This is a genomic window from Arthrobacter sp. NPDC058130, assembly GCF_042884475.1.
GTDB lineage: Bacteria > Actinomycetota > Actinomycetes > Actinomycetales > Micrococcaceae > Arthrobacter.
The window spans coordinates 177,460-193,956 of record NZ_JBHVTV010000001.1; the positions used below are offsets into that span (position 1 = coordinate 177,460).

General features: G+C 68.4%; 18 protein-coding genes and 1 pseudogene. 12 read left to right on the plus strand and 7 right to left on the minus strand.

Translation table 11 applies throughout. From position 1 onward, the window contains the following. The first annotated feature begins 4 nt into the window (after nt 1–4). Entirely contained in the window at nt 5–1,135 is a 1,131-nt protein-coding gene (locus tag ACFVTM_RS00835; protein ID WP_390201427.1) for a hypothetical protein, read from the plus strand. A gap of 33 nt (nt 1,136–1,168) precedes the next feature. Here ACFVTM_RS00835 and ACFVTM_RS00840 read toward each other — a convergent pair whose 3' ends face one another. Both ACFVTM_RS00840 and ACFVTM_RS00845 read right to left on the minus strand, forming a co-directional pair. Further along, complete coding sequence (locus ACFVTM_RS00840; RefSeq protein WP_390201428.1) at nt 1,169–1,807, minus strand: NADPH-dependent F420 reductase; 639 nt, start codon at nt 1,805–1,807, stop codon at nt 1,169–1,171. 53 nt (nt 1,808–1,860) lie between these two features. Then, nucleotides 1,861–2,496 carry a hypothetical protein gene (locus ACFVTM_RS00845; RefSeq protein WP_390201429.1) on the minus strand — a complete coding sequence of 212 codons (636 nt, stop codon included), beginning with the start codon at nt 2,494–2,496 and terminating at the stop codon, nt 1,861–1,863. A gap of 132 nt (nt 2,497–2,628) precedes the next feature. Here ACFVTM_RS00845 and ACFVTM_RS00850 point away from each other — a divergent pair, with 132 nt between their 5' ends. Next, on the plus strand, nt 2,629–3,006 hold the full coding sequence (locus tag ACFVTM_RS00850; RefSeq protein WP_390201430.1) for a VOC family protein: 378 nt from the start codon (nt 2,629–2,631) through the stop codon (nt 3,004–3,006). A 60-nt stretch (nt 3,007–3,066) separates the two neighbouring features. Here the strand turns inward: ACFVTM_RS00850 and ACFVTM_RS00855 are convergent. After that, nucleotides 3,067–3,201, minus strand: a pseudogene (locus tag ACFVTM_RS00855) (NADPH-dependent FMN reductase); the annotation flags it as partial. A gap of 193 nt (nt 3,202–3,394) precedes the next feature. Continuing rightward, nucleotides 3,395–3,799 carry a DUF5997 family protein gene (locus tag ACFVTM_RS00860; protein WP_390201431.1) on the minus strand — a complete coding sequence of 135 codons (405 nt, stop codon included), beginning with the start codon at nt 3,797–3,799 and terminating at the stop codon, nt 3,395–3,397. A 91-nt stretch (nt 3,800–3,890) separates the two neighbouring features. On the opposite strand from ACFVTM_RS00860, the gene ACFVTM_RS00865 reads away from it, so the two are divergent. From ACFVTM_RS00865 to ACFVTM_RS00910, 10 genes are all read left to right on the plus strand, one after another. After that, nucleotides 3,891–4,634 carry a LysR family substrate-binding domain-containing protein gene (locus tag ACFVTM_RS00865; RefSeq protein ID WP_390201432.1) on the plus strand — a complete coding sequence of 248 codons (744 nt, stop codon included), beginning with the start codon at nt 3,891–3,893 and terminating at the stop codon, nt 4,632–4,634. 229 nt (nt 4,635–4,863) lie between these two features. After that, nucleotides 4,864–5,184: a DUF6221 family protein gene (locus ACFVTM_RS00870; RefSeq protein ID WP_390201433.1), complete on the plus strand. Its 321-nt coding sequence runs from the start codon at nt 4,864–4,866 to the stop codon at nt 5,182–5,184. Nucleotides 5,185–5,312: 128 nt separating this feature from the next. Continuing rightward, on the plus strand, nt 5,313–5,615 hold the full coding sequence (locus ACFVTM_RS00875; RefSeq protein ID WP_390201434.1) for an urease subunit gamma: 303 nt from the start codon (nt 5,313–5,315) through the stop codon (nt 5,613–5,615). Nucleotides 5,616–5,624: 9 nt separating this feature from the next. Further along, a complete protein-coding gene (locus ACFVTM_RS00880; protein WP_390201435.1) occupies nt 5,625–5,990 on the plus strand; it encodes an urease subunit beta in 366 nt (121 codons plus the stop codon). Beyond that, nucleotides 5,987–7,774, plus strand: coding sequence for an urease subunit alpha (gene ureC / locus ACFVTM_RS00885; RefSeq protein WP_390201436.1), 1,788 nt, complete (start codon nt 5,987–5,989; stop codon nt 7,772–7,774). The genes ACFVTM_RS00880 and ureC overlap by 4 nt, the downstream gene beginning before the upstream one ends. A 19-nt stretch (nt 7,775–7,793) precedes the next feature. Beyond that, entirely contained in the window at nt 7,794–8,276 is a 483-nt protein-coding gene (ureE, locus tag ACFVTM_RS00890; RefSeq protein ID WP_390201437.1) for an urease accessory protein UreE, read from the plus strand. A 180-nt stretch (nt 8,277–8,456) separates the two neighbouring features. After that, entirely contained in the window at nt 8,457–9,122 is a 666-nt protein-coding gene (locus ACFVTM_RS00895; protein WP_390201438.1) for an urease accessory protein UreF, read from the plus strand. 34 nt (nt 9,123–9,156) lie between these two features. Next, the gene (gene ureG, locus ACFVTM_RS00900; RefSeq protein WP_390201439.1) at nt 9,157–9,774 is read left to right on the plus strand and encodes an urease accessory protein UreG; all 618 of its coding nucleotides are present in this window, start codon (nt 9,157–9,159) and stop codon (nt 9,772–9,774) included. 143 nt (nt 9,775–9,917) lie between these two features. After that, nucleotides 9,918–10,748: an urease accessory protein UreD gene (locus ACFVTM_RS00905; protein ID WP_390202084.1), complete on the plus strand. Its 831-nt coding sequence runs from the start codon at nt 9,918–9,920 to the stop codon at nt 10,746–10,748. Further along, nucleotides 10,748–11,809, plus strand: coding sequence for a HoxN/HupN/NixA family nickel/cobalt transporter (locus ACFVTM_RS00910; RefSeq protein WP_390201440.1), 1,062 nt, complete (start codon nt 10,748–10,750; stop codon nt 11,807–11,809). Before ACFVTM_RS00905 ends, ACFVTM_RS00910 begins: the two co-directional genes overlap by 1 nt. 159 nt (nt 11,810–11,968) lie before the next feature. Here the strand turns inward: ACFVTM_RS00910 and galK are convergent, their stop codons facing one another. From galK to ACFVTM_RS00925, 3 genes are read right to left on the minus strand one after another with little or no spacing between them, the layout of a single operon-like run. Next, nucleotides 11,969–13,141 carry a galactokinase gene (galK, locus tag ACFVTM_RS00915; RefSeq protein WP_390201441.1) on the minus strand — a complete coding sequence of 391 codons (1,173 nt, stop codon included), beginning with the start codon at nt 13,139–13,141 and terminating at the stop codon, nt 11,969–11,971. Then, on the minus strand, nt 13,138–14,277 hold the full coding sequence (gene galT / locus ACFVTM_RS00920; RefSeq protein ID WP_390201442.1) for a galactose-1-phosphate uridylyltransferase: 1,140 nt from the start codon (nt 14,275–14,277) through the stop codon (nt 13,138–13,140). Before galT ends, galK begins: the two co-directional genes overlap by 4 nt. Nucleotides 14,278–14,307: 30 nt before the next feature. Beyond that, a complete protein-coding gene (locus tag ACFVTM_RS00925; RefSeq protein ID WP_390201443.1) occupies nt 14,308–16,473 on the minus strand; it encodes an alpha-galactosidase in 2,166 nt (721 codons plus the stop codon). Between the last annotated feature and the right edge of the window lie 24 nt (nt 16,474–16,497).

Below are 16,497 nucleotides of genomic sequence, written 5' to 3' on the forward strand. Positions count from 1 at the left end.
GGAGATGATCGGGAACCCAAAGCCCGCCGGCGCCGACATCGAACACAGCGGCCCGAACCCTGGCCGGGAAGCCGTTCCGTGGCTGACGGTCGCATCCCTCGCTGTTGTGATGGCCTACGCCGACGGCTTCTGGATGATGTCGCTGCGCGGTGCCGTGGGGGCCATTGAACGCACGCAGGAGCCCTTCGTCGGCTGGCTGCGTGAGTCCACCCTGGTTCTGCCGGTTTTCGTTGTCGCGGTGCTGGGGGCCCTGACGCTGGCGCTCCATCTGTTCGGGCCGGAGCCGCGCAAGTGGAGCGCTGTCCTGACGGCGCTGCTGGTTGTCGCCGCCGGAACCGGCGTCGGCATTGCGCTCATCGCGGTCAGCTCGGCCTATGACTACCGGCTGCAGTCCGATCAGCTGCAGCTGATCGGCTCGATGAGCCATACCTGTGCGCAGCACGGGTGCGTGACGCTGCAAGAGCAGGCGTCGCTCGGGCTCCAGATGCGTGCCGTGGGCTATGGCAGCGGGATGCTCCTGGTCACCAACCTCGTCCTCGTCGGCTGGGTGGTGGCGATCCGGGGCGGCCGATTGGACGTCAGCAGCATCCGACGGCGAACTGCCCCCGGCACCGGAAGTGACCACCGGCGGCTTTTCCTGGCTGCAGCGCTGTTCGGCAGCGCGGCCATCCACGCCGCCGTCGTACCGGAGCATCTCAGAGAGTGGGCCGCAGCCGGTGTCTTCTTCGCGATTCTCGCGGCAGCCCAGCTTGCCCTTGGTCTCTTGCTGCTGGGCAGGCGGCGCCGCGCCGTGCTCCTGGCTGTCGCGGCAGCCTCGGTTGTTCCGCTGGCACTGTGGTTGGGCTCCCGGACCGTCGGACTGCCTTTCGGGCCGACCGCCGGTGCCCCCGAACTGGCCGGTCTGGCGGACATTGCTGCAGGCGTCCTGGAGCTGGGCGCACTGGTGGCTGCCGTTGGCCTGCTCCGTGACAAAGGCCAGCACCCCAGACGCCCCCCAGCGTCAGCCCATATCCGTTCGCTCCCGGTTGTGGCCGCGATCGCCGTAGGCGTCCTGGGTCTCGCCGGAACCGCCCCGGCCTGGTTCGGCAACCCGGATGGCTCCGGGAACGCGGCGGTGACGGCCCCCCACGATTGACCTGCGGGGCCGGCCGGTTTGTGAGGCGCGACGCTAGTCGATGATTTTCAGGCCGGTGCCCCAATTAAAGGTCGGATACGCGGGGTTGGCCTGCAGCGCCATGACCAGCAGCTCGAAGCCCTCGAGTTCGCGGGCGTGGCGCAGTCCGCCCACCTGGAGCGGACGCAGCCCTGCGGCTTCGGCGAAGGCGGCGACGTCGTTGCGGGCCTCTTCGGAGTCCGAGGCGATGAAGACATCCACCGGCAGGCCGCCGGCCGCCCCGGCTCCGAGCGGGCCGGCGAAGGTGGTGTTGAAGGCCTTCACCACCCGTGCGCCCGGCAGCAGCGCCGCAATTTCTTCGGCCGCCGACGTTCCCGGGGCGACAACCAGCGAGTCAAAGGTTTCCGTGTCGATCGGATTGCTGATCTCCACCACCGTCTTGCCGCTGAGCGTATCGCCGAAATGCGTGGCAACCTCCTTGGCCGGTCCGAAGTAGAGCGCCAGGACCACGATGTCGCCCTCGGGAACTTCACTCAGGCCGCCGGAGCTGGTGTTGCCGCCAAGGTCAGCCGCGAGCTTGGCGGCATTGTCCGGCGTCCGGTTCAGCACCTGGACGGAACGACCGGCGGCGACTGCTCGGGTGCCGATTGCCCGTGCCATGTTGCCGCTGCCGATGATCGTGATGTCAGTCATGATGGAACCTTTCCGAGGTGGCTGGTAACTGCCGGGATCAGCAATTGCGGGAATCAGCTGTGCGCGTGGCCCGGGCCAGGCAGCGCTGCGGGGTTGACGCCGGCCGCGCGTTCGGCGGCAGCCAGCGCACGTTCAAGCCGGTCCACGGCCGGGGCGTAGGCGGCGTCCGAACACGGCCGCTCCGTTGGGCCGCCGAGACGCTCGGCGGCCTTGATGGCCCGGATCAGTGCGGCCGTTTCCGGCTGCCGGGTATCGCTCATGGCGGGGTAGTCAATCGAGAACCGCGGATCCAGCTCGTACCGTTGCCACCTGGCGAGGGCGTCCCGGTGTCGGGCGGCCGCCGCCGCATTCATGAGCCGGGTCTCCCGGCTGGCCCGGCGGGCTTCCTGCCGGCGGAGCAGCCGGGGTGCCGCCGCCACTGCCGCCAGGGCCGACCCCGCGGCCAGCACTCCGAGGGCCAGTCCTGCCCACGGCCACGTGAAGGACGCCAGGACGATGGCGGGCACAACGACGGCGAGTCCAGCGAACACGTCCCAAAACGCGCCGTCCGCGCCCTCCGAACGTCCGTCCTCGGCCGCCAGATGCTTGCGGGCGAAGTAGACCGAGACGAACGCCGCCCCGGCAACGACGACGGCGAGGGCGAGGAACTGCCAGACCGCAAGGGCACCGGACTCTGAAAGCGACGTCATTGCACACCTCCGGCGGAACCGTCCCCGGGCGGGCGCTGTTCCGCTAGTTCCATTGGAATCCCTGGCGGCGGGGCCGTCAATGCCCTGCGTCGGACGTTCCGTCACGGATCGTCCCGGCGTAGCCTAGGGGCCATGCGACTGAAAATGTGCAGTATCCACGTCAAGGATCCGGCCTCGGCCCATGAGTTCTACACGGGAATTCTGGGTTTCGAGACCCTGATGGCCATGCCGGAGTACAACCTCTTCATCCTCAAGGATCCGGGCAGTGCCGGTGGCGCCGGGCTCCTGCTGGAGCCCAGCGACAACCCGATCGGAGCGGCCTACATGAACGGACTGCACGACGCCGGAATCCCGGCGATCGTGTTTGGCGTGCCGGATGTGCGTGCCGAATATGACCGGCTGGCGGCCAAGGGCGTGATGTTCCAGGGCGAGCCGTCCGAGGGGCCCGGCGGGACGTCCGTGGTGATGGATGACGGCTGCGGGAACTTCGTGCAGCTGCACCAGGACTAGCCGCGGGCCGGGTCGCGCCCGGCGCTAAACGGGCGGGGGCCTAGCGGGTTACTTTGTCCTTGTCCGAAACGAGGACTGCATCACGGCGGTGCCGATGCCGCCGGGGGAGGCGCCGATGATTCCGGTGGGCTTGCGGGCGAAGGAGTTGGTGCCCCAGGGCCGGGATCCCCAGTCGATGGCGTTCTTAAGGGCCCCGGTTGATGGAAGTGCTGGAGAGGCTCCCGACGAAATACCCGATCTTGTAGGCGATGGCCTGTTCCTTCCCGGTGCTCCGCCGGAGGCTGGTGGATTGGGATACGGCGGGATCGGGCCGGCGGCCCCGACTCACCCCGCGAGCATAGCCCTGCGTCCGCGGGATGAGAATAGGGGCCGGTAAGGAGGCTGGCTTCTATTCGGCCTTGGCGCGGGCTTTCTTGGCGTCCTTCTTGGCGGCCTCGTCCTTGACCCGCTGGGCCTCTGCGCGGACGGCGGCGTGGGTGGCGCGCTCGGCGACCAGCCATGCCGGGGGAGCCTGCAGCAGCGCGGTGATTTCCGCCGTCGTGAGCGCTTCCTCAACACCGCCGCGGGCCAGGCCGCTGATGGAGACGTTGAGCTTTTGCGCCACCACGGGCCGGGGGTGCGGGCCGTTGCGGCGCAGTTCCGCGAGCCACTCCGGCGGGTTGGCCTGGAGCTCGGCGAAATCAGCGCGGGTGATGGCCGAATCCTGGAACTCCTGGGGTGTCGCCGGCAGGTAGATGCCAAGCTTCTTGGCAACGGTGGCCGGCTTCATGGACTGGGAGTTTGCAGAGGTCATGGTTCAAGGGTATCCGGCCACAGCGAGGCGGGTCACCATGCAGGCTCCGTGCAACGGAACCGGACGACGGCGGTGGCGGTACTGTGAACGTGTGTCCGCCGCAGAAGAAACACCCCAAAACGCCACACCGTCCGAGCCCGAGGTCCGCGAGCTGCGCTTTGCGTACGCTGCCGGCGTGACGCCCGGAAAATGGATCCGGCGCTGGGAAGAGCGGATGCCGGACGTGCCGCTGCACTCCTTCATGTCCGACGACGGCGCGCAGCTTTCCGTGCTCCGCGACGGGTCCGCGGACCTCAGCTTTGTCCGGCTCCCGGTGGACCGCGAAGGCCTCAGCGTCATCCCGCTCTACGAGGAACAGCCCGTGGTGGTGGCACCCAAGGGGCACGAGGTGTCCCTGTTCGAGGAAGTGGACCTGGCGGACCTGTCCGCGGAGACCTTCCTTGACGTGCAGGAGCTCGGCGGCCCCGCAATGGCCCTGCAGGTGGTGGCGTCCGGGGCCGGGCTTGTGATCCTGCCGATGTCCGTGGCCCGGCACTTCAACGTCAAGGACACCGTGGCCCGGAAACTCACGGGCGCGCCCGGCACGGAGATCGCCCTTGCATGGCCGAGCGAGGCCACGGACGAGGTGATCGAGGAATTCATCGGGATTGTCCGCGGGCGCACCGCGGCGAGCTCGCGCCAGCCCTCCGCGAAGCAGGAGAAACCCAAGCGGGAGCCGAAGCCGGACCGGCGCGGCACCGGATCGGCCACCAAGAAGCCCAAAGTGGCGCAGCGTTACGCGCCGAACCCGGACAAGGGCCGCGGCAAGGGATCCCGAAAAAAGGGCAAACGCTAGGCTTGGGTTTCATGCGAGTAGCCGCTGTGTGGTCACCAACCGCGGGCCGCGCCGTCACGCACGGCAGACTTTCGGCGGCTGTCAGTCCGTACGACGCCGGAAATCCGCCTCAGTGCGTGGATGACTCTGCCAGGACTCTGCTCTGCGTGACGCCGTCCCGCAGAGCACGCCGATTCCATATCCATTGTTGGGCGTAGCCGGTGAGCGCCGGCACGCATAGGCTCGGTTCGTGGACATCGTCGAGTTCTTGACCGCACGCATTACAGAAGACGAAGCCGCCGCCCTGAAGCTGCTCGGCGACCCCACGCTTGCCGTAGCAGGCGAGTGGTACGAACGCCGCCTGCTCCGCGAGTGCGAGGCCAAGCGCCAGCTCATCGGCATCATTGAATCGGCCCGCCAGTCCGTGCTGGCAGCCCTGGTCAGCCAGGAGCCCGCCGACGCCGGATGGGTGCCTGACGTTATCGAGTGGACCACGCAGTCCCTGCACACCCTCGCCCTGCCATACGCCGACCACCCCGAGTTCCAGTCCAGGTGGCGGATCACCGGATAGCAGATAACGGTGAACGCAGCAGCCGTTCACGGACACCGGAAACCTGCAGGAAATCTGCCGGGCCTACGCTGGTCACACCGCAGCGTCTGCGGTCCGCCAGCCGGTGCGGTTCTCGAAGGGATTCCACCATGCACCTCTTGCCCCGCGAGCAGGAAAAGCTCATGATCGTGGTCGCGGCGGACCTCGCCCGCCGGCGCCAGGCCCGCGGACTGAAACTGAACTTTCCCGAGGCCGTCGCAGTCATTAGCTACGAACTGATCGAGGGCGCAAGGGACGGCCGGAGCGTGGCGGAACTCATGAGTTACGGAACCACCCTCCTTGGCCGCGAAGACGTCATGGAGGGCGTGCCGGAAATGATCCACGACGTCCAGGTCGAAGCCACCTTCCCGGACGGCACCAAGCTCGTCACCGTCCACGACCCCATCCGCTAGGGAGTTTCGATGATTCCGGGAGAATACGTCCTTAGTGCCACGCCGCTGGTGATCAACGCCGGCCGTGAGGCAGTGGAGGTCGCCGTGACGAACACCGGCGACCGGCCAGTCCAGGTGGGCTCGCACTATCACTTCGCCGAAGCGAACCCCGCGCTGCACTTTGACCGGCAGGCCGCCTATGGCCGGCGCCTGGACATTCCGGCCGGCACCGCCGCACGGTTCGAACCGGGAGACAGCAGGACTGTCCGGCTGATCGAACTCGCGGGCAGCCGTGAAGTCTACGGACTCAGTAACGCCGTCAACGGAACACTCCACGAGGCTGAACTCCATGGTTCCGATGTCCACGTTTCCGAAGGGAAGGGCGACGCACAGTGAGTTTCGAGCTATCCCGCAGGCAATACGCAGACCTCTACGGCCCGACGACGGGCGACGCCATCCGCCTGGCCGACACGGACCTGTTCCTTGAGATCGAGCACGACTTCACCGTCTACGGCGAGGAAGTGGTGTTCGGCGGCGGCAAAGTGATCCGCGACGGCATGGGCCAGAACGGCCAGTTGACCAGGGACGGGGACGACCAGGGGGAGGCCATCCCGGACACCGTGATCACCAACGTCGTGGTCCTGGACTACACCGGCATCTACAAGGCCGACGTCGCGCTCCGGGACGGCCACATCTTCCGGATCGGCAAGGCCGGCAACCCGCAGATCACCGACGGCGTGGACATCGTGATCGGGGCGAGCACCGAGATCATTGCCGGTGAGCGGAAAATCCTGACGGCCGGCGGCGTGGACTCCCACATCCATTTCATCTCCCCGGACCAGGTCTCCGCCGCCCTGTGCAGCGGCGTGACCACCATGGTGGGCGGCGGCACCGGCCCCGCCGAAGGCACCAAGGCCACCACCGTCACCCCCGGCGCGTGGCACATCCAGCGGATGCTGCAGGCCGCGGAAGGGCTCCCTATTAACATCGGCCTGTTCGGCAAGGGGCACGCCTCGGCCGTCGAACCGCTCGCCGAACAGATCCGCGCCGGCGCAATCGGGCTCAAAGTCCATGAGGACTGGGGATCCACCACGTCCTCGATCGACACCTCCCTGAAGGTCGCGGACGAATACGACGTCCAGGTGGCCATCCACACCGACACCCTGAATGAGTGCGGCTTCGTGGAGGACACCATCCGGGCGATCGATGGCCGCGTGATCCACACCTTCCACACCGAGGGCGCCGGTGGCGGCCACGCCCCGGACATCATCAAAATCGCCGGGCTGCCCAACGTCCTGCCGGCGTCCACCAACCCCACCCTGCCGTACACGCGCAACACGATCGAAGAGCACCTGGACATGCTCATGGTGTGCCACCACCTGAACCCGGACATCCCGGAGGACGTGGCGTTCGCCGACTCCCGAATCCGCGCCGAGACTATCGCGGCCGAAGACGTCCTGCAGGACTTGGGAATTTTCGCGATCACGTCCTCGGACTCCCAGGCCATGGGCCGTGTGGGCGAAGTGATCATCCGCACCTGGCAGGTGGCGGACAAGATGAAGAAGCAGCGCGGCGTGCTCAAAGACCCCCAGAGGGACGGCGCTGGGGACAGCACAGGCGGCCGGGTGCACGGCGCGGCCGACGGTTTGGGCGCGGAGAGCGATAACTTCCGGCTCAAGCGCTACGTGGCGAAATACACCATCAATCCGGCCATCGCGCAGGGGATGGCCGACTCGATCGGTTCGGTGGAAGTCGGAAAATTCGCTGACCTCGTGCTCTGGGATCCGGCGTTCTTCGGCGTGAAGCCGGAGCTGGTGCTCAAGGGCGGCCAGATCGCCTACGCCCTCATGGGCGACGCCAACGCCTCCATTCCCACCCCTCAGCCGCGCACCATGCGGCCGATGTTCGCCGCCTACGGCAAGGCACTGCAGCAGTCCTCCATCACTTTCCTCTCGCAGGCCGCCATCGAGGCCGGGGTCCCGGAAGAGCTCGGGCTGGAGAAGGTCATTCGGCCGGTGTCCGGCATCCGGAGCCTCACGAAGGCTGACCTCAAGTACAACGGCGCCACCCCGCACATTGAGGTGGACCCGGAAACTTATCAGGTGACGGTCGACGGCGAGGACGTGACCTGTGAACCGTCGGACGTGCTGCCCATGGCCCAGCGCTACTTCCTTTTCTAGGCTTCCCGAGGAGACGAACATGATCATCGAAAAGGTTCTCGGCAACACGCACGACGTTCCTCCCGGGCCGGACCCCTATCTCGGGCTCCACCGCGAAAAGGTGGTGCTGCCCAGCGCCCAGCTGGTCAAACGCATCCAGCGGGTCACCACCGATCACGGCAAGGAGCTGGGCATCCGCCTGCCCTCGGGTTCGGCGGACCTGCGCGACGGCGACATCCTGCACGTGGCCGAGAGCAACATGATCGTGGTCTCCGTGCTGCCCACCGACGTCCTGGTGATCGCCCCGCGGTCCATCCACGAGATGGGCGTGGTGGCGCACTCCCTGGGCAACCGGCATTTGCAGGCCCAGTTCTTCGACGCCGCTTCGGAGTATGGGGCCGAGGTGATGGTGTGCCAGTACGACCACACTGTGGAGGACTATCTCAAACACGTCGGAGCGCCGTACGACCGCCAGGAGCGCGTGATGCCCGTCCCCTTCCGCCATGCCGAACATTCGCACTAGTTTTCTCTTCCGCGGCTGGGGCGCCGCCCCGGATTTGGGGCCGTGCCCGTCCCCAGCCGCTCCCAACTCTCGCAAGCTCGAGTCGGGGCCCTCGCGGCAGTGGGCCCACCGCGGTGCCCGCCACGCCGCGGCCCCAAAATCCGGGTCGGCGGCTTGCAAGCTCGCTTCTTGGAGGAAGCCATGACATACCAGTTGGCACTGCAGCAGTTGACGGATTCCGCCTTGCCTACCGGGGCGTTTGCTCACTCGCTGGGGTTTGAGACTTACATTGAGCGCGGGCTGGTGCGGGATGAGGCTAGCTTTGGGGTGTGGCTGGGTGCTTTTATTTCCCAGCAGCTGACGTATTCGGACGCTTTGGCCATCCGCTTTCATTATGAGGGCGTTGCTGTTGGCGAACTGGATGCTCTGTTGACGGCCCAGCTTTTGCCGCGGCAGGTGCGGGAGGCGAGCACCAAGATGGGGAACCGGCTGCTGGAGATCGGGTCCGAGATTTTTCCGTCCCCTGCGCTGGCTGAGTACCGGGAGCTGGTGGCTTCCGGGCATGCCGCCGGGCACCAGCCGCTGGCGTTCGCGGTGATCGCCCGCTCCCTCGATGTGCCGCTGCCCGAGGTCCTGGTTGCCTACTTGTTCGCGACAGTCACGTCCTTGACGCAGAATGCCGTGCGGGCAATTCCGCTGGGACAGAACGCCGGCCAGCGGCTCCTGCGGAAGGCGGCCGACGACGTCGCTGCCGCCGCCGTCCGGGCCGGCCACCTCACGCCTGACGACTTTGGGGCGGTCAGCCCCGGACTCGAAATTTCGCAGATGCGGCACGAACGCCAGCGCGCCCGCATGTTCATGAGCTAAAAGGAGTCATCAAGAAATATGTCTGGAGAAGAATATGTCTGAGCCCGTCATCATCGGCATCGGCGGCCCTGTGGGTGCCGGCAAGACCCAGCTCGTGGAGCGCCTCACCCGCCACATGAGCCGGGACATCTCCATGGCGGCCATCACCAACGACATCTACACGATCGAGGACGCCAAGATCCTCGCCGCCAACGGGATCCTGCCGCTGGACCGGATCATCGGCGTCGAAACCGGTGGCTGCCCGCACACGGCCATCCGCGAAGACACCTCCATGAACACGGCGGCCATCGAGGAGCTGAAGAAGCGGCACCCGGATCTGCAGGTGATCTTTGTGGAATCCGGCGGCGACAACCTCTCCGCGACGTTCAGTCCCGAGCTGGCAGACTTCTCCATCTACATCATCGACGTGGCCCAGGGCGAGAAAATCCCGCGCAAGGCTGGCCAGGGCATGATTAAGTCCGACCTCTTCATCATCAACAAGACCGACCTCGCGCCCCACGTGGGCGCAGACCTCTCCGTCATGGAGCGGGACTCCCGCGAATTCAGGGGCGAGAAGCCGTTCTGCTTCACGAACCTCAAGACCGACGAAGGGCTGGAGCGCGTCATCGAATGGGTGCGGCGCGATGTCCTGATGCTCGACCTGGCGTCATGAGCTCTCTTGGTCTGATTCCTGGTGACTTAACCGCTGAGGCGGCGAGGCCGGATCTTGGGGCCGCGGCGTGGCGGGCACCGCGAAGCGGGCACGGCCCCAAATCCGGCGAAGCCGCCGGAGCCAACCAGAGCGTCCGGGAACCCATGGGGGAGCTCGAACTCGTCGTCACTGACCGTGCGGGAAAATCTGTGGCGTCGCAGCAGTACCATCGCGGGGCTTTGAAGGTTTTGCGGCCGCATTACCTGGATGACTCCGGGCAGGTTTGTTATGTGATCGTGAATCCGGGCGGGGCCTATTTGGGGGCTGACCTTTATGTGATTGACGTGGAGGTGGCGGACGGGGCGAGGCTGCTGCTTGCGACGCAGTCGGCCACCAAGATCTACCGGACTCCGGGGTCCTTCGCTGAGCAGCGGATGCGGCTGCGGCTTGGGGAGGGGGCACGGTTGGAGCTCGCCCCGGACCAGGTGATCGCCTACCGGGAGGCCAGCTACCGGCAGAATACCCACGTGACGGTGCGGCCTTCGTCGAGCCTCATCATGGCCGAAATTGTCACGCCCGGGTGGTCGCCGGACGGGGCCTCGTTCCGCTACGAGGAGCTGCGGCTGCGGACCGAAATACGGGTCGAAACCGGGGAAACGGCCGGGCTGCTGGCCCTGGACAACGTGCTGATCCGCCCGCCGCTGGGCGATGTCACGGGCCTGGCGTTCATGGAGGGCTACAGTCATCTGGGCTCGGTGGTGGTGGTGGACCCGCGGGTGGACCAGGAACTTGCCGATGAACTGCACGAGGTCACGGCCGGTTATGTAGCCCACACCGGCATTTCGCTGACGGCCAGCGTGCGGGGAACGGCCGGGCTGGTGCTGAGGTCGCTCTCCAACAGCACGGAGGAATTGAGGCGGGTTGCGGGAGCCGTCACCACCTTGCTGCGAAAGCGCTGGTACGGCCAGGAGCCGCTGGACTTGAGGAAATACTGATGGCCACGATCGAGCAGGTGGCGGCGCTGAACCGGCTCTACCGCCGCCGGGCGCACCTGCCGCTGCGGACCCGGCTCCTGGTGACTTTCGGTGCTGTGGCCGCGCTGCACGCTGCCGCCGTCGTGCTCCTGGGCGCTGGGGCGGCCGGCGGCGGACAGCCGCTGGGGATCGGGCTGGTCCTGACGGCGTACCTGGCCGGAGTGAAGCACAGCTACGACTGGGACCACCTCGCCGCAATCGATAACTCCACCCGGAAGTTCGCGGCCGAACACCGCGATCCGGTCAGTGTGGGCTTTGCCTTCAGCCTGGGCCACAGCTCCGTGGTGGTCCTCGCCGGGGTGCTCGTGGTGGCGGGGGCCTCGCTGGTGGGCGGCTTCATGGAGGAGGGGACCGCCGGAAACCTGCTGCTGGGGATCATCGGCAGCGGGGTGTCGGGGCTGTTCCTTCTGGCCATGGGCGCCTTCAACGGCTCGGCGTTCCTCCGGACGCTGAAGGTCTACCGCAGTGTGCGGAACGGGGCCGCGATCTCCCACCACGATCTTGCCGCGAGGGGCTTCGTGGCCCGGCTGCTCGCACGTCCTCTGGCCCGGGTCCGGCATCCGCGGAACATCTACGTGATCGGTTTCCTCTTCGGACTGGGTTTCGACACGGCCACCACCATCGGGCTGCTGGTCATGACGACGGCGGCATCCCTGGCCGGGGTCTCACCGCTTGCCCTGCTGGCACTTCCGCTGGCGTTCACCGCCGCCATGACGCTGTGCGACACCGTCAACGGCGTGGCCATGATGCGGATGTACCGCTCGGCCCTGACGGATCCGCGGCGCAAGCTCGGCTTCAACGCGGCCATCACGGGCATTTCAGCGGTGTCCGCCCTCTTCATCTCGCTCATCACCCTGGGCGGGGTCCTTCATGAGGTGTTCGGTCTCGAAGATCCGCTGACCAGTTGGTTCGGGTCCGGGGACCTGGGCGACGCCGGCCTGCTGCTGGTGGCGCTGCTGATGTCCGTCTGGGCCGCGGCCTGGCTGTACGGGCGGCGGAACGCCTCAGTCCGGGGGAGCTAGCCAGCCAGCGGCCCGGACAGGGATCACGACGCAGATACGTGCCCACGATGCGCTGATTTCCTGCCGATGCCGGAATACACGTAGCGGCAGGAAATCAGCGTCGCGGGGGATAGGGCGCGGAGGATAGAAGGCGCGGCGAACCCTCGCGTGTGCGGCTATTCACAGCCGCCGCGCCCCCTCTGCCGGCAGGACGGCGAAGACGTCCGGAGCCGGCAGCCCTCGGGCGGCGAAGCTGGCACGGACCGCGGACCGGGCCCGATCGGCGTCGTCCACCGGAACCAGGGCGATGGCCGAGCCGCCGAACCCGCCGCCAGTCATCCGTGCACCGATCGCCCCGTTGGCGCGGGCGGTCTCAACGGCCAGGTTCAGTTCAGGGCAGGAGATCTCGAAGTCGTCCCGCATGGAGCGGTGGCTGGAGTCCAGCAGTTCCCCGATGGCCAGCGGCCCGCTGGTCCCGAGCAGCTCCGCCGTCCGGGCGACCCGTTCGTTCTCGGTGACGATGTGCCGGACCCGGCGGAAGGTCACGTCGTCGAGGACGCGCTCGGCCCTGGGCAGGTCTTCGGCGCCGAGATCGCGAAGGGCGCCCACGCCCATTGCCCGGGCGCCCCGGACGCATGAGGCCCGGCGCTCGGCATACCCGCCGCTGGCATGGGCGTGCGAGACCTTGGTGTCAATGACCAGGCAGAGAAGCCCGGCCTGCGCCAGGCCCAGGGGCACCGGGCGGGAGCTGAGGTCCCGGCAGTCCAGGTAGACGGCGCAGTCCTTGGTGCCGAGCATCGAGGCCGACTGGTCCATGATGCCCGTGGGGGCGCCGACCACGTTGTTTTCGGCACGCCGCCCGATGTCCGCCAGTTCGGCGCGGCCCAGGCCTGCTCCGGTGAGGTCGGACAGGGCCAGGGCGACGGCGCACTCCAGGGCGGCGGAGGAGGACAGCCCGGCCCCGACCGGCACATCGGAGGACACGAATAGGTCAAAGCCCGGGACCGCGATGCCCGCGCGCTCCAGCTCCCAGGCCACGCCAGCCGGATAGGCGGACCAGCCGGCGGCCTGGTCGGGGGTGAACGTGTCGAGATCGAATTCGACCGGTTCCGCGCCCGGGAATCCCGAGGTGAGCCGGACTGTGCGGTCAGCCCGGGCTGCCAAGGCCACGGTGGTGCTGCGGTTGATGGCGAAGGGCAGGACGAGGCCGGCGTTGTAGTCGGTGTGCTCGCCGATCAGGTTGACCCGACCCGGCGCCTGCCACACGCCGTCGGGGTGGCGGCCGAAGTGGCTGGCGAAGGCTCCGGTCAGCGCTTCGGCCGGGGCCGTCCCTGTGCTGTCGGTGATGGTCATGCCGTTCCTGTTCTGGCGTCCCGGAGCCGTGCGGCGACCTCTTCGGGCGTGGTGTCGTTGATGAAGGCGCCCATGGCGGCCTCTGAGCCGGCCAGGAACTTGAGTTTGTCGGCGGCCCGGCGGGGCGAGGTGAGCTGCAGGTGCAGGTAGCCGGACCGGCGCAGCACCGCGTCAACGGGGGCCTGGTGCCAGGCGCTGATGTACGGTGTCGGGCTGCCGTAGAGCGCGTCAAGGCGGCCCAGCAGGTCCGGGTACAGCACGGAGAGTTCGTCGCGCTCGGCACCGGTCAGCGCTGCCAGGTCCGGCACCTGGCGGTGCGGGACCAGATGGACTTCCAGCGGCCAGCGCGCGGCGAACGGCACGTAGGCGCTGAAGAACTCGCCCTCCACCACCATCCGCGCGCCGTCGGCACGTTCGCTGGCCACGATGCTTCCGGTCAGCGTGGCCGTGCGACCCGATGCCTCGTGGAACCGGCCGGCGGCCGCGGCCATCACCGCGGCCCGCGGCGTGACGTACGGGTAGGCGTAGATCTGGCCGTGCGGGTGGTGCAGGGTCACGCCGATGTCCTGGCCCCGGTTTTCGAAGCAGAACACCTGCGCCACCCCCGGCAGCGCGCTGAGCGCCTCGGTCCGGTGGGCCCAGGCGTCGATCACGGTGCGCACGCGCCGGGTGCTGAGTGCGGCGAACGTGCCCGCGTGCTCGGGCGTGAAGGCGACCACCTCGCACCGGCCGCCGGCCACGCCGCGGCTGCCCCAGCCCGGGCCCGCCGGGGCCGCGGCGGTATCCGGGCCGAGGGAGGGGAAGCGGTTTTCAAACACGGCGACGTCGTAATCCGCCGCCGGGATCTCCGAGGGCCGCGCGCCGCTGCTCGGGCACAGCGGGCACTCGTCCGCCGGGGGCAGGTGGGTCCGGTGCTGCCGGTGGGCGGCGACCGCCACCCATTCTCCGGTCAGGGCGTCGTACCGGATTTCCCCGGCGGGTCCGCGTTCGAGGAGTTCGCGGCGGTCCCTGGACGGGCGCTGCACGGGATGGGCGGCGTCGTCGAAATACAGGAGTTCGCGCCCGTCGGCGAGCCGCGTGCTGGTGACCGCGGACACCGACGCCGGGGCGGCAACGCTGCTAATGATGCTGGTCATGGGTTCCTTCAGGGAGGTGGGGGCCGGCCGTCAGAGGGCCTGGACGTGGAGGAGCAGGGCGTGCTCCGGATTCAGTACCGGCAGGGGCAGGCCGACATGCTGGAGGAAGGCGCCGGTGGCAACGGCCCCGTCTTCCAGCCAGGCCGGCGGCTGGATCTGGGTGAACGTGTGCGCATAGTCGCCGTCGAGGGGCGTGGGCAGTTCGACCCGGACGCGGTAGTTCCGCTTCGGGTCAAGACCCGGCAGCGAGGCCTGCCCGGGGACCTCGGCCGGCGCGGACGCCAGGGACACGGCAGCGAACAGGGCCTCGCCGGCGTCGTGTGCGACCACGCCGTGGACACTCAAGGTGGGCTCCGCCGTGTCCGCGTGGACGCGTTTGCCGGAGTGGATCAATGCGCGGTGGCGCTTGTACAGCGCAATCGCGCGGCGCAGCGTTGCCCGCTCCTCGTCCGTGGCGGCGCGGATGTCCCACTCCATGCCGAAGTGGCCAAAGAGCGCGGTGATGGCGCGGAACGAGATGTCGTGGGTGCGAGCCGTGGTGTGCGAGGTGGTGGGTCCAATATGCGCTCCGACGAGTTCCGGCGGGAGGACCGCCTGCGTCCAGCGCTGGATGGTCTGGCGTTCCAGGGCGTCGTTGCAGTCCGAGGCCCACACGCGGTCGGTCCGCTGCAGGATGCCGAGGTCCACGCGTGCCCCGCCGGAAGAGCAGCTTTCGATCTCCACGTCCGGGTGCGCCGCCTTGAGCGCGTCGAAGAGCCGGTAGGCCGCGAGCGTCTGCTGGTGGACCGACGGGCGGCCGCCGCGGCCGTGCTCGGTGAGGTCGCGGTTCTGGTCCCACTTGAGGTAGGCGATGTCGTTTTCGCGCAGCAGGGCGTCGAGACGGCCGAAGATGTACTGCCAGGCCTCCGGGTTGGCGAGGTCCAGGACGTGCTGGTGGCGCCAAGTGTGCGGAAGCCGGCCGCCGTCCTTGTAGGAAAGCACCGACGGGCCCACCATCCAGTCCGGGTGCTCGCGGGCGACGTCGGAATCCAGGTTGACCATCTCCGGCTCCACCCACAGGCCAAACTCCATGCCGTGCCCGGTGACCGCGTCGATCAGCGGCGTGAGGCCCCCGGGCCACACACCCTCGTCGACGAACCAGTCGCCCAGGCCGGCGTGGTCGTCGCGGCGGCCGCGGAACCAGCCGTCGTCGAGGACGAAGCGTTCGACGCCGATGTCGGCCGCCGATTCGGCGAGCTCCAGCAGCGGCTCGAGGCGGTGGTCAAAGTAGACCGCCTCCCAGGTGTTGAGCACCACGGGGCGCAGCCGCCCGGAGGTGGTGTCCACGTGCTGCGGCCGGGCGCGGAACCAGTCGTAGAAGGCCGCGGTGATGCCGTCCAGGCCTTCGCCGGAATAGGCGGCAAAGAGCGACGGCGTCCGGTAGCTGCCGCCGGGGAGGAGCACCACCTCGCCGGAGCCCAGCAGTTCGGTGGCGCCGAGCATGCGCCGGCCGTCGGCGAGGCTGTCGAGGTACTGCTCGTGGTTGCCGCTCCAGCCCCAGTGCGTGGCCCAGACCTGGCCCCGGCGGTTGGAGAAGCCGGCGGTCCCGGCCGCCACCAGCAGGGACGAATCGTGGCCGGTCCGGCCGTGCCGGCCGGTGCGGACCCAGGTTCCCTGCTGGACGGTGTGCCGCTGCGGGTGGTTTTCGCGGCACCAGCGGCCGGTCAGGTCGAGCAGCTCCGTGGCGGCCCGCGGCACCGGCAGCACCGCGGCGAGTTCCTCGAGCTGGTACTCGGCCGTGCCGCCGTTGGTCAGGGTGTGCGCCAGTTCCAGGAGGCCGCCGGGGTGGAGGGTGAGCTCGGAGCTGACGTCCAGTCCGGCGTCGGGATCCCGGTGGATGATCAGCACCGCGCGGCCGCCGTCCTGCACCTGGGCGGAAACCACGCGCAGGGCCGGCGAGAAGTCCCGGCCGGGGGCGCCGTCGGCGGTCCGGTGCCCGCGCAGCCCCGGCCGTCCGGCCCAGCCGGAGGAGGCCTGGGGGAGCAGCCCGGCGGTGACAGGGATGTCGAGGGCGGAGTTTGTTACGGGCCCGCGGAGGATCGCCAGATCGGGGAGGTGTTCCCCGAGGTCGGCGCCCCAGTGGACGATCTCGGCCTCGCCGGAGTCGAAGGCCAGCAGGAGGCTGGTGCCGGCAGAACGCAGGTGCACGGGGTGCATGGGATTCGCTTTCAGTTGTGCGGA

Excerpts from the sequence above, each read along its gene's own strand:
- ACFVTM_RS00835 (WP_390201427.1), top strand. The coding sequence starts at position 5 with ATGATCGGGAACCCAAAGCCCGCCGGCGCCGACATCGAACACAGCGGC.
- ACFVTM_RS00840 (WP_390201428.1), bottom strand. The coding sequence starts at position 1,807 with ATGACTGACATCACGATCATCGGCAGCGGCAACATGGCACGGGCAATC.
- ACFVTM_RS00845 (WP_390201429.1), bottom strand. The coding sequence starts at position 2,496 with ATGACGTCGCTTTCAGAGTCCGGTGCCCTTGCGGTCTGGCAGTTCCTC.
- ACFVTM_RS00850 (WP_390201430.1), top strand. The coding sequence starts at position 2,629 with ATGCGACTGAAAATGTGCAGTATCCACGTCAAGGATCCGGCCTCGGCC.
- ACFVTM_RS00860 (WP_390201431.1), bottom strand. The coding sequence starts at position 3,799 with ATGACCTCTGCAAACTCCCAGTCCATGAAGCCGGCCACCGTTGCCAAG.
- ACFVTM_RS00875 (WP_390201434.1), top strand. The coding sequence starts at position 5,313 with ATGCACCTCTTGCCCCGCGAGCAGGAAAAGCTCATGATCGTGGTCGCG.
- ACFVTM_RS00880 (WP_390201435.1), top strand. The coding sequence starts at position 5,625 with ATGATTCCGGGAGAATACGTCCTTAGTGCCACGCCGCTGGTGATCAAC.
- ureE (WP_390201437.1), top strand. The coding sequence starts at position 7,794 with ATGATCATCGAAAAGGTTCTCGGCAACACGCACGACGTTCCTCCCGGG.
- ACFVTM_RS00895 (WP_390201438.1), top strand. The coding sequence starts at position 8,457 with ATGACATACCAGTTGGCACTGCAGCAGTTGACGGATTCCGCCTTGCCT.
- ureG (WP_390201439.1), top strand. The coding sequence starts at position 9,157 with ATGTCTGAGCCCGTCATCATCGGCATCGGCGGCCCTGTGGGTGCCGGC.
- ACFVTM_RS00905 (WP_390202084.1), top strand. The coding sequence starts at position 9,918 with ATGGGGGAGCTCGAACTCGTCGTCACTGACCGTGCGGGAAAATCTGTG.
- ACFVTM_RS00910 (WP_390201440.1), top strand. The coding sequence starts at position 10,748 with ATGGCCACGATCGAGCAGGTGGCGGCGCTGAACCGGCTCTACCGCCGC.
- galK (WP_390201441.1), bottom strand. The coding sequence starts at position 13,141 with ATGACCATCACCGACAGCACAGGGACGGCCCCGGCCGAAGCGCTGACC.
- galT (WP_390201442.1), bottom strand. The coding sequence starts at position 14,277 with ATGACCAGCATCATTAGCAGCGTTGCCGCCCCGGCGTCGGTGTCCGCG.
- ACFVTM_RS00925 (WP_390201443.1), bottom strand. The coding sequence starts at position 16,473 with ATGCACCCCGTGCACCTGCGTTCTGCCGGCACCAGCCTCCTGCTGGCC.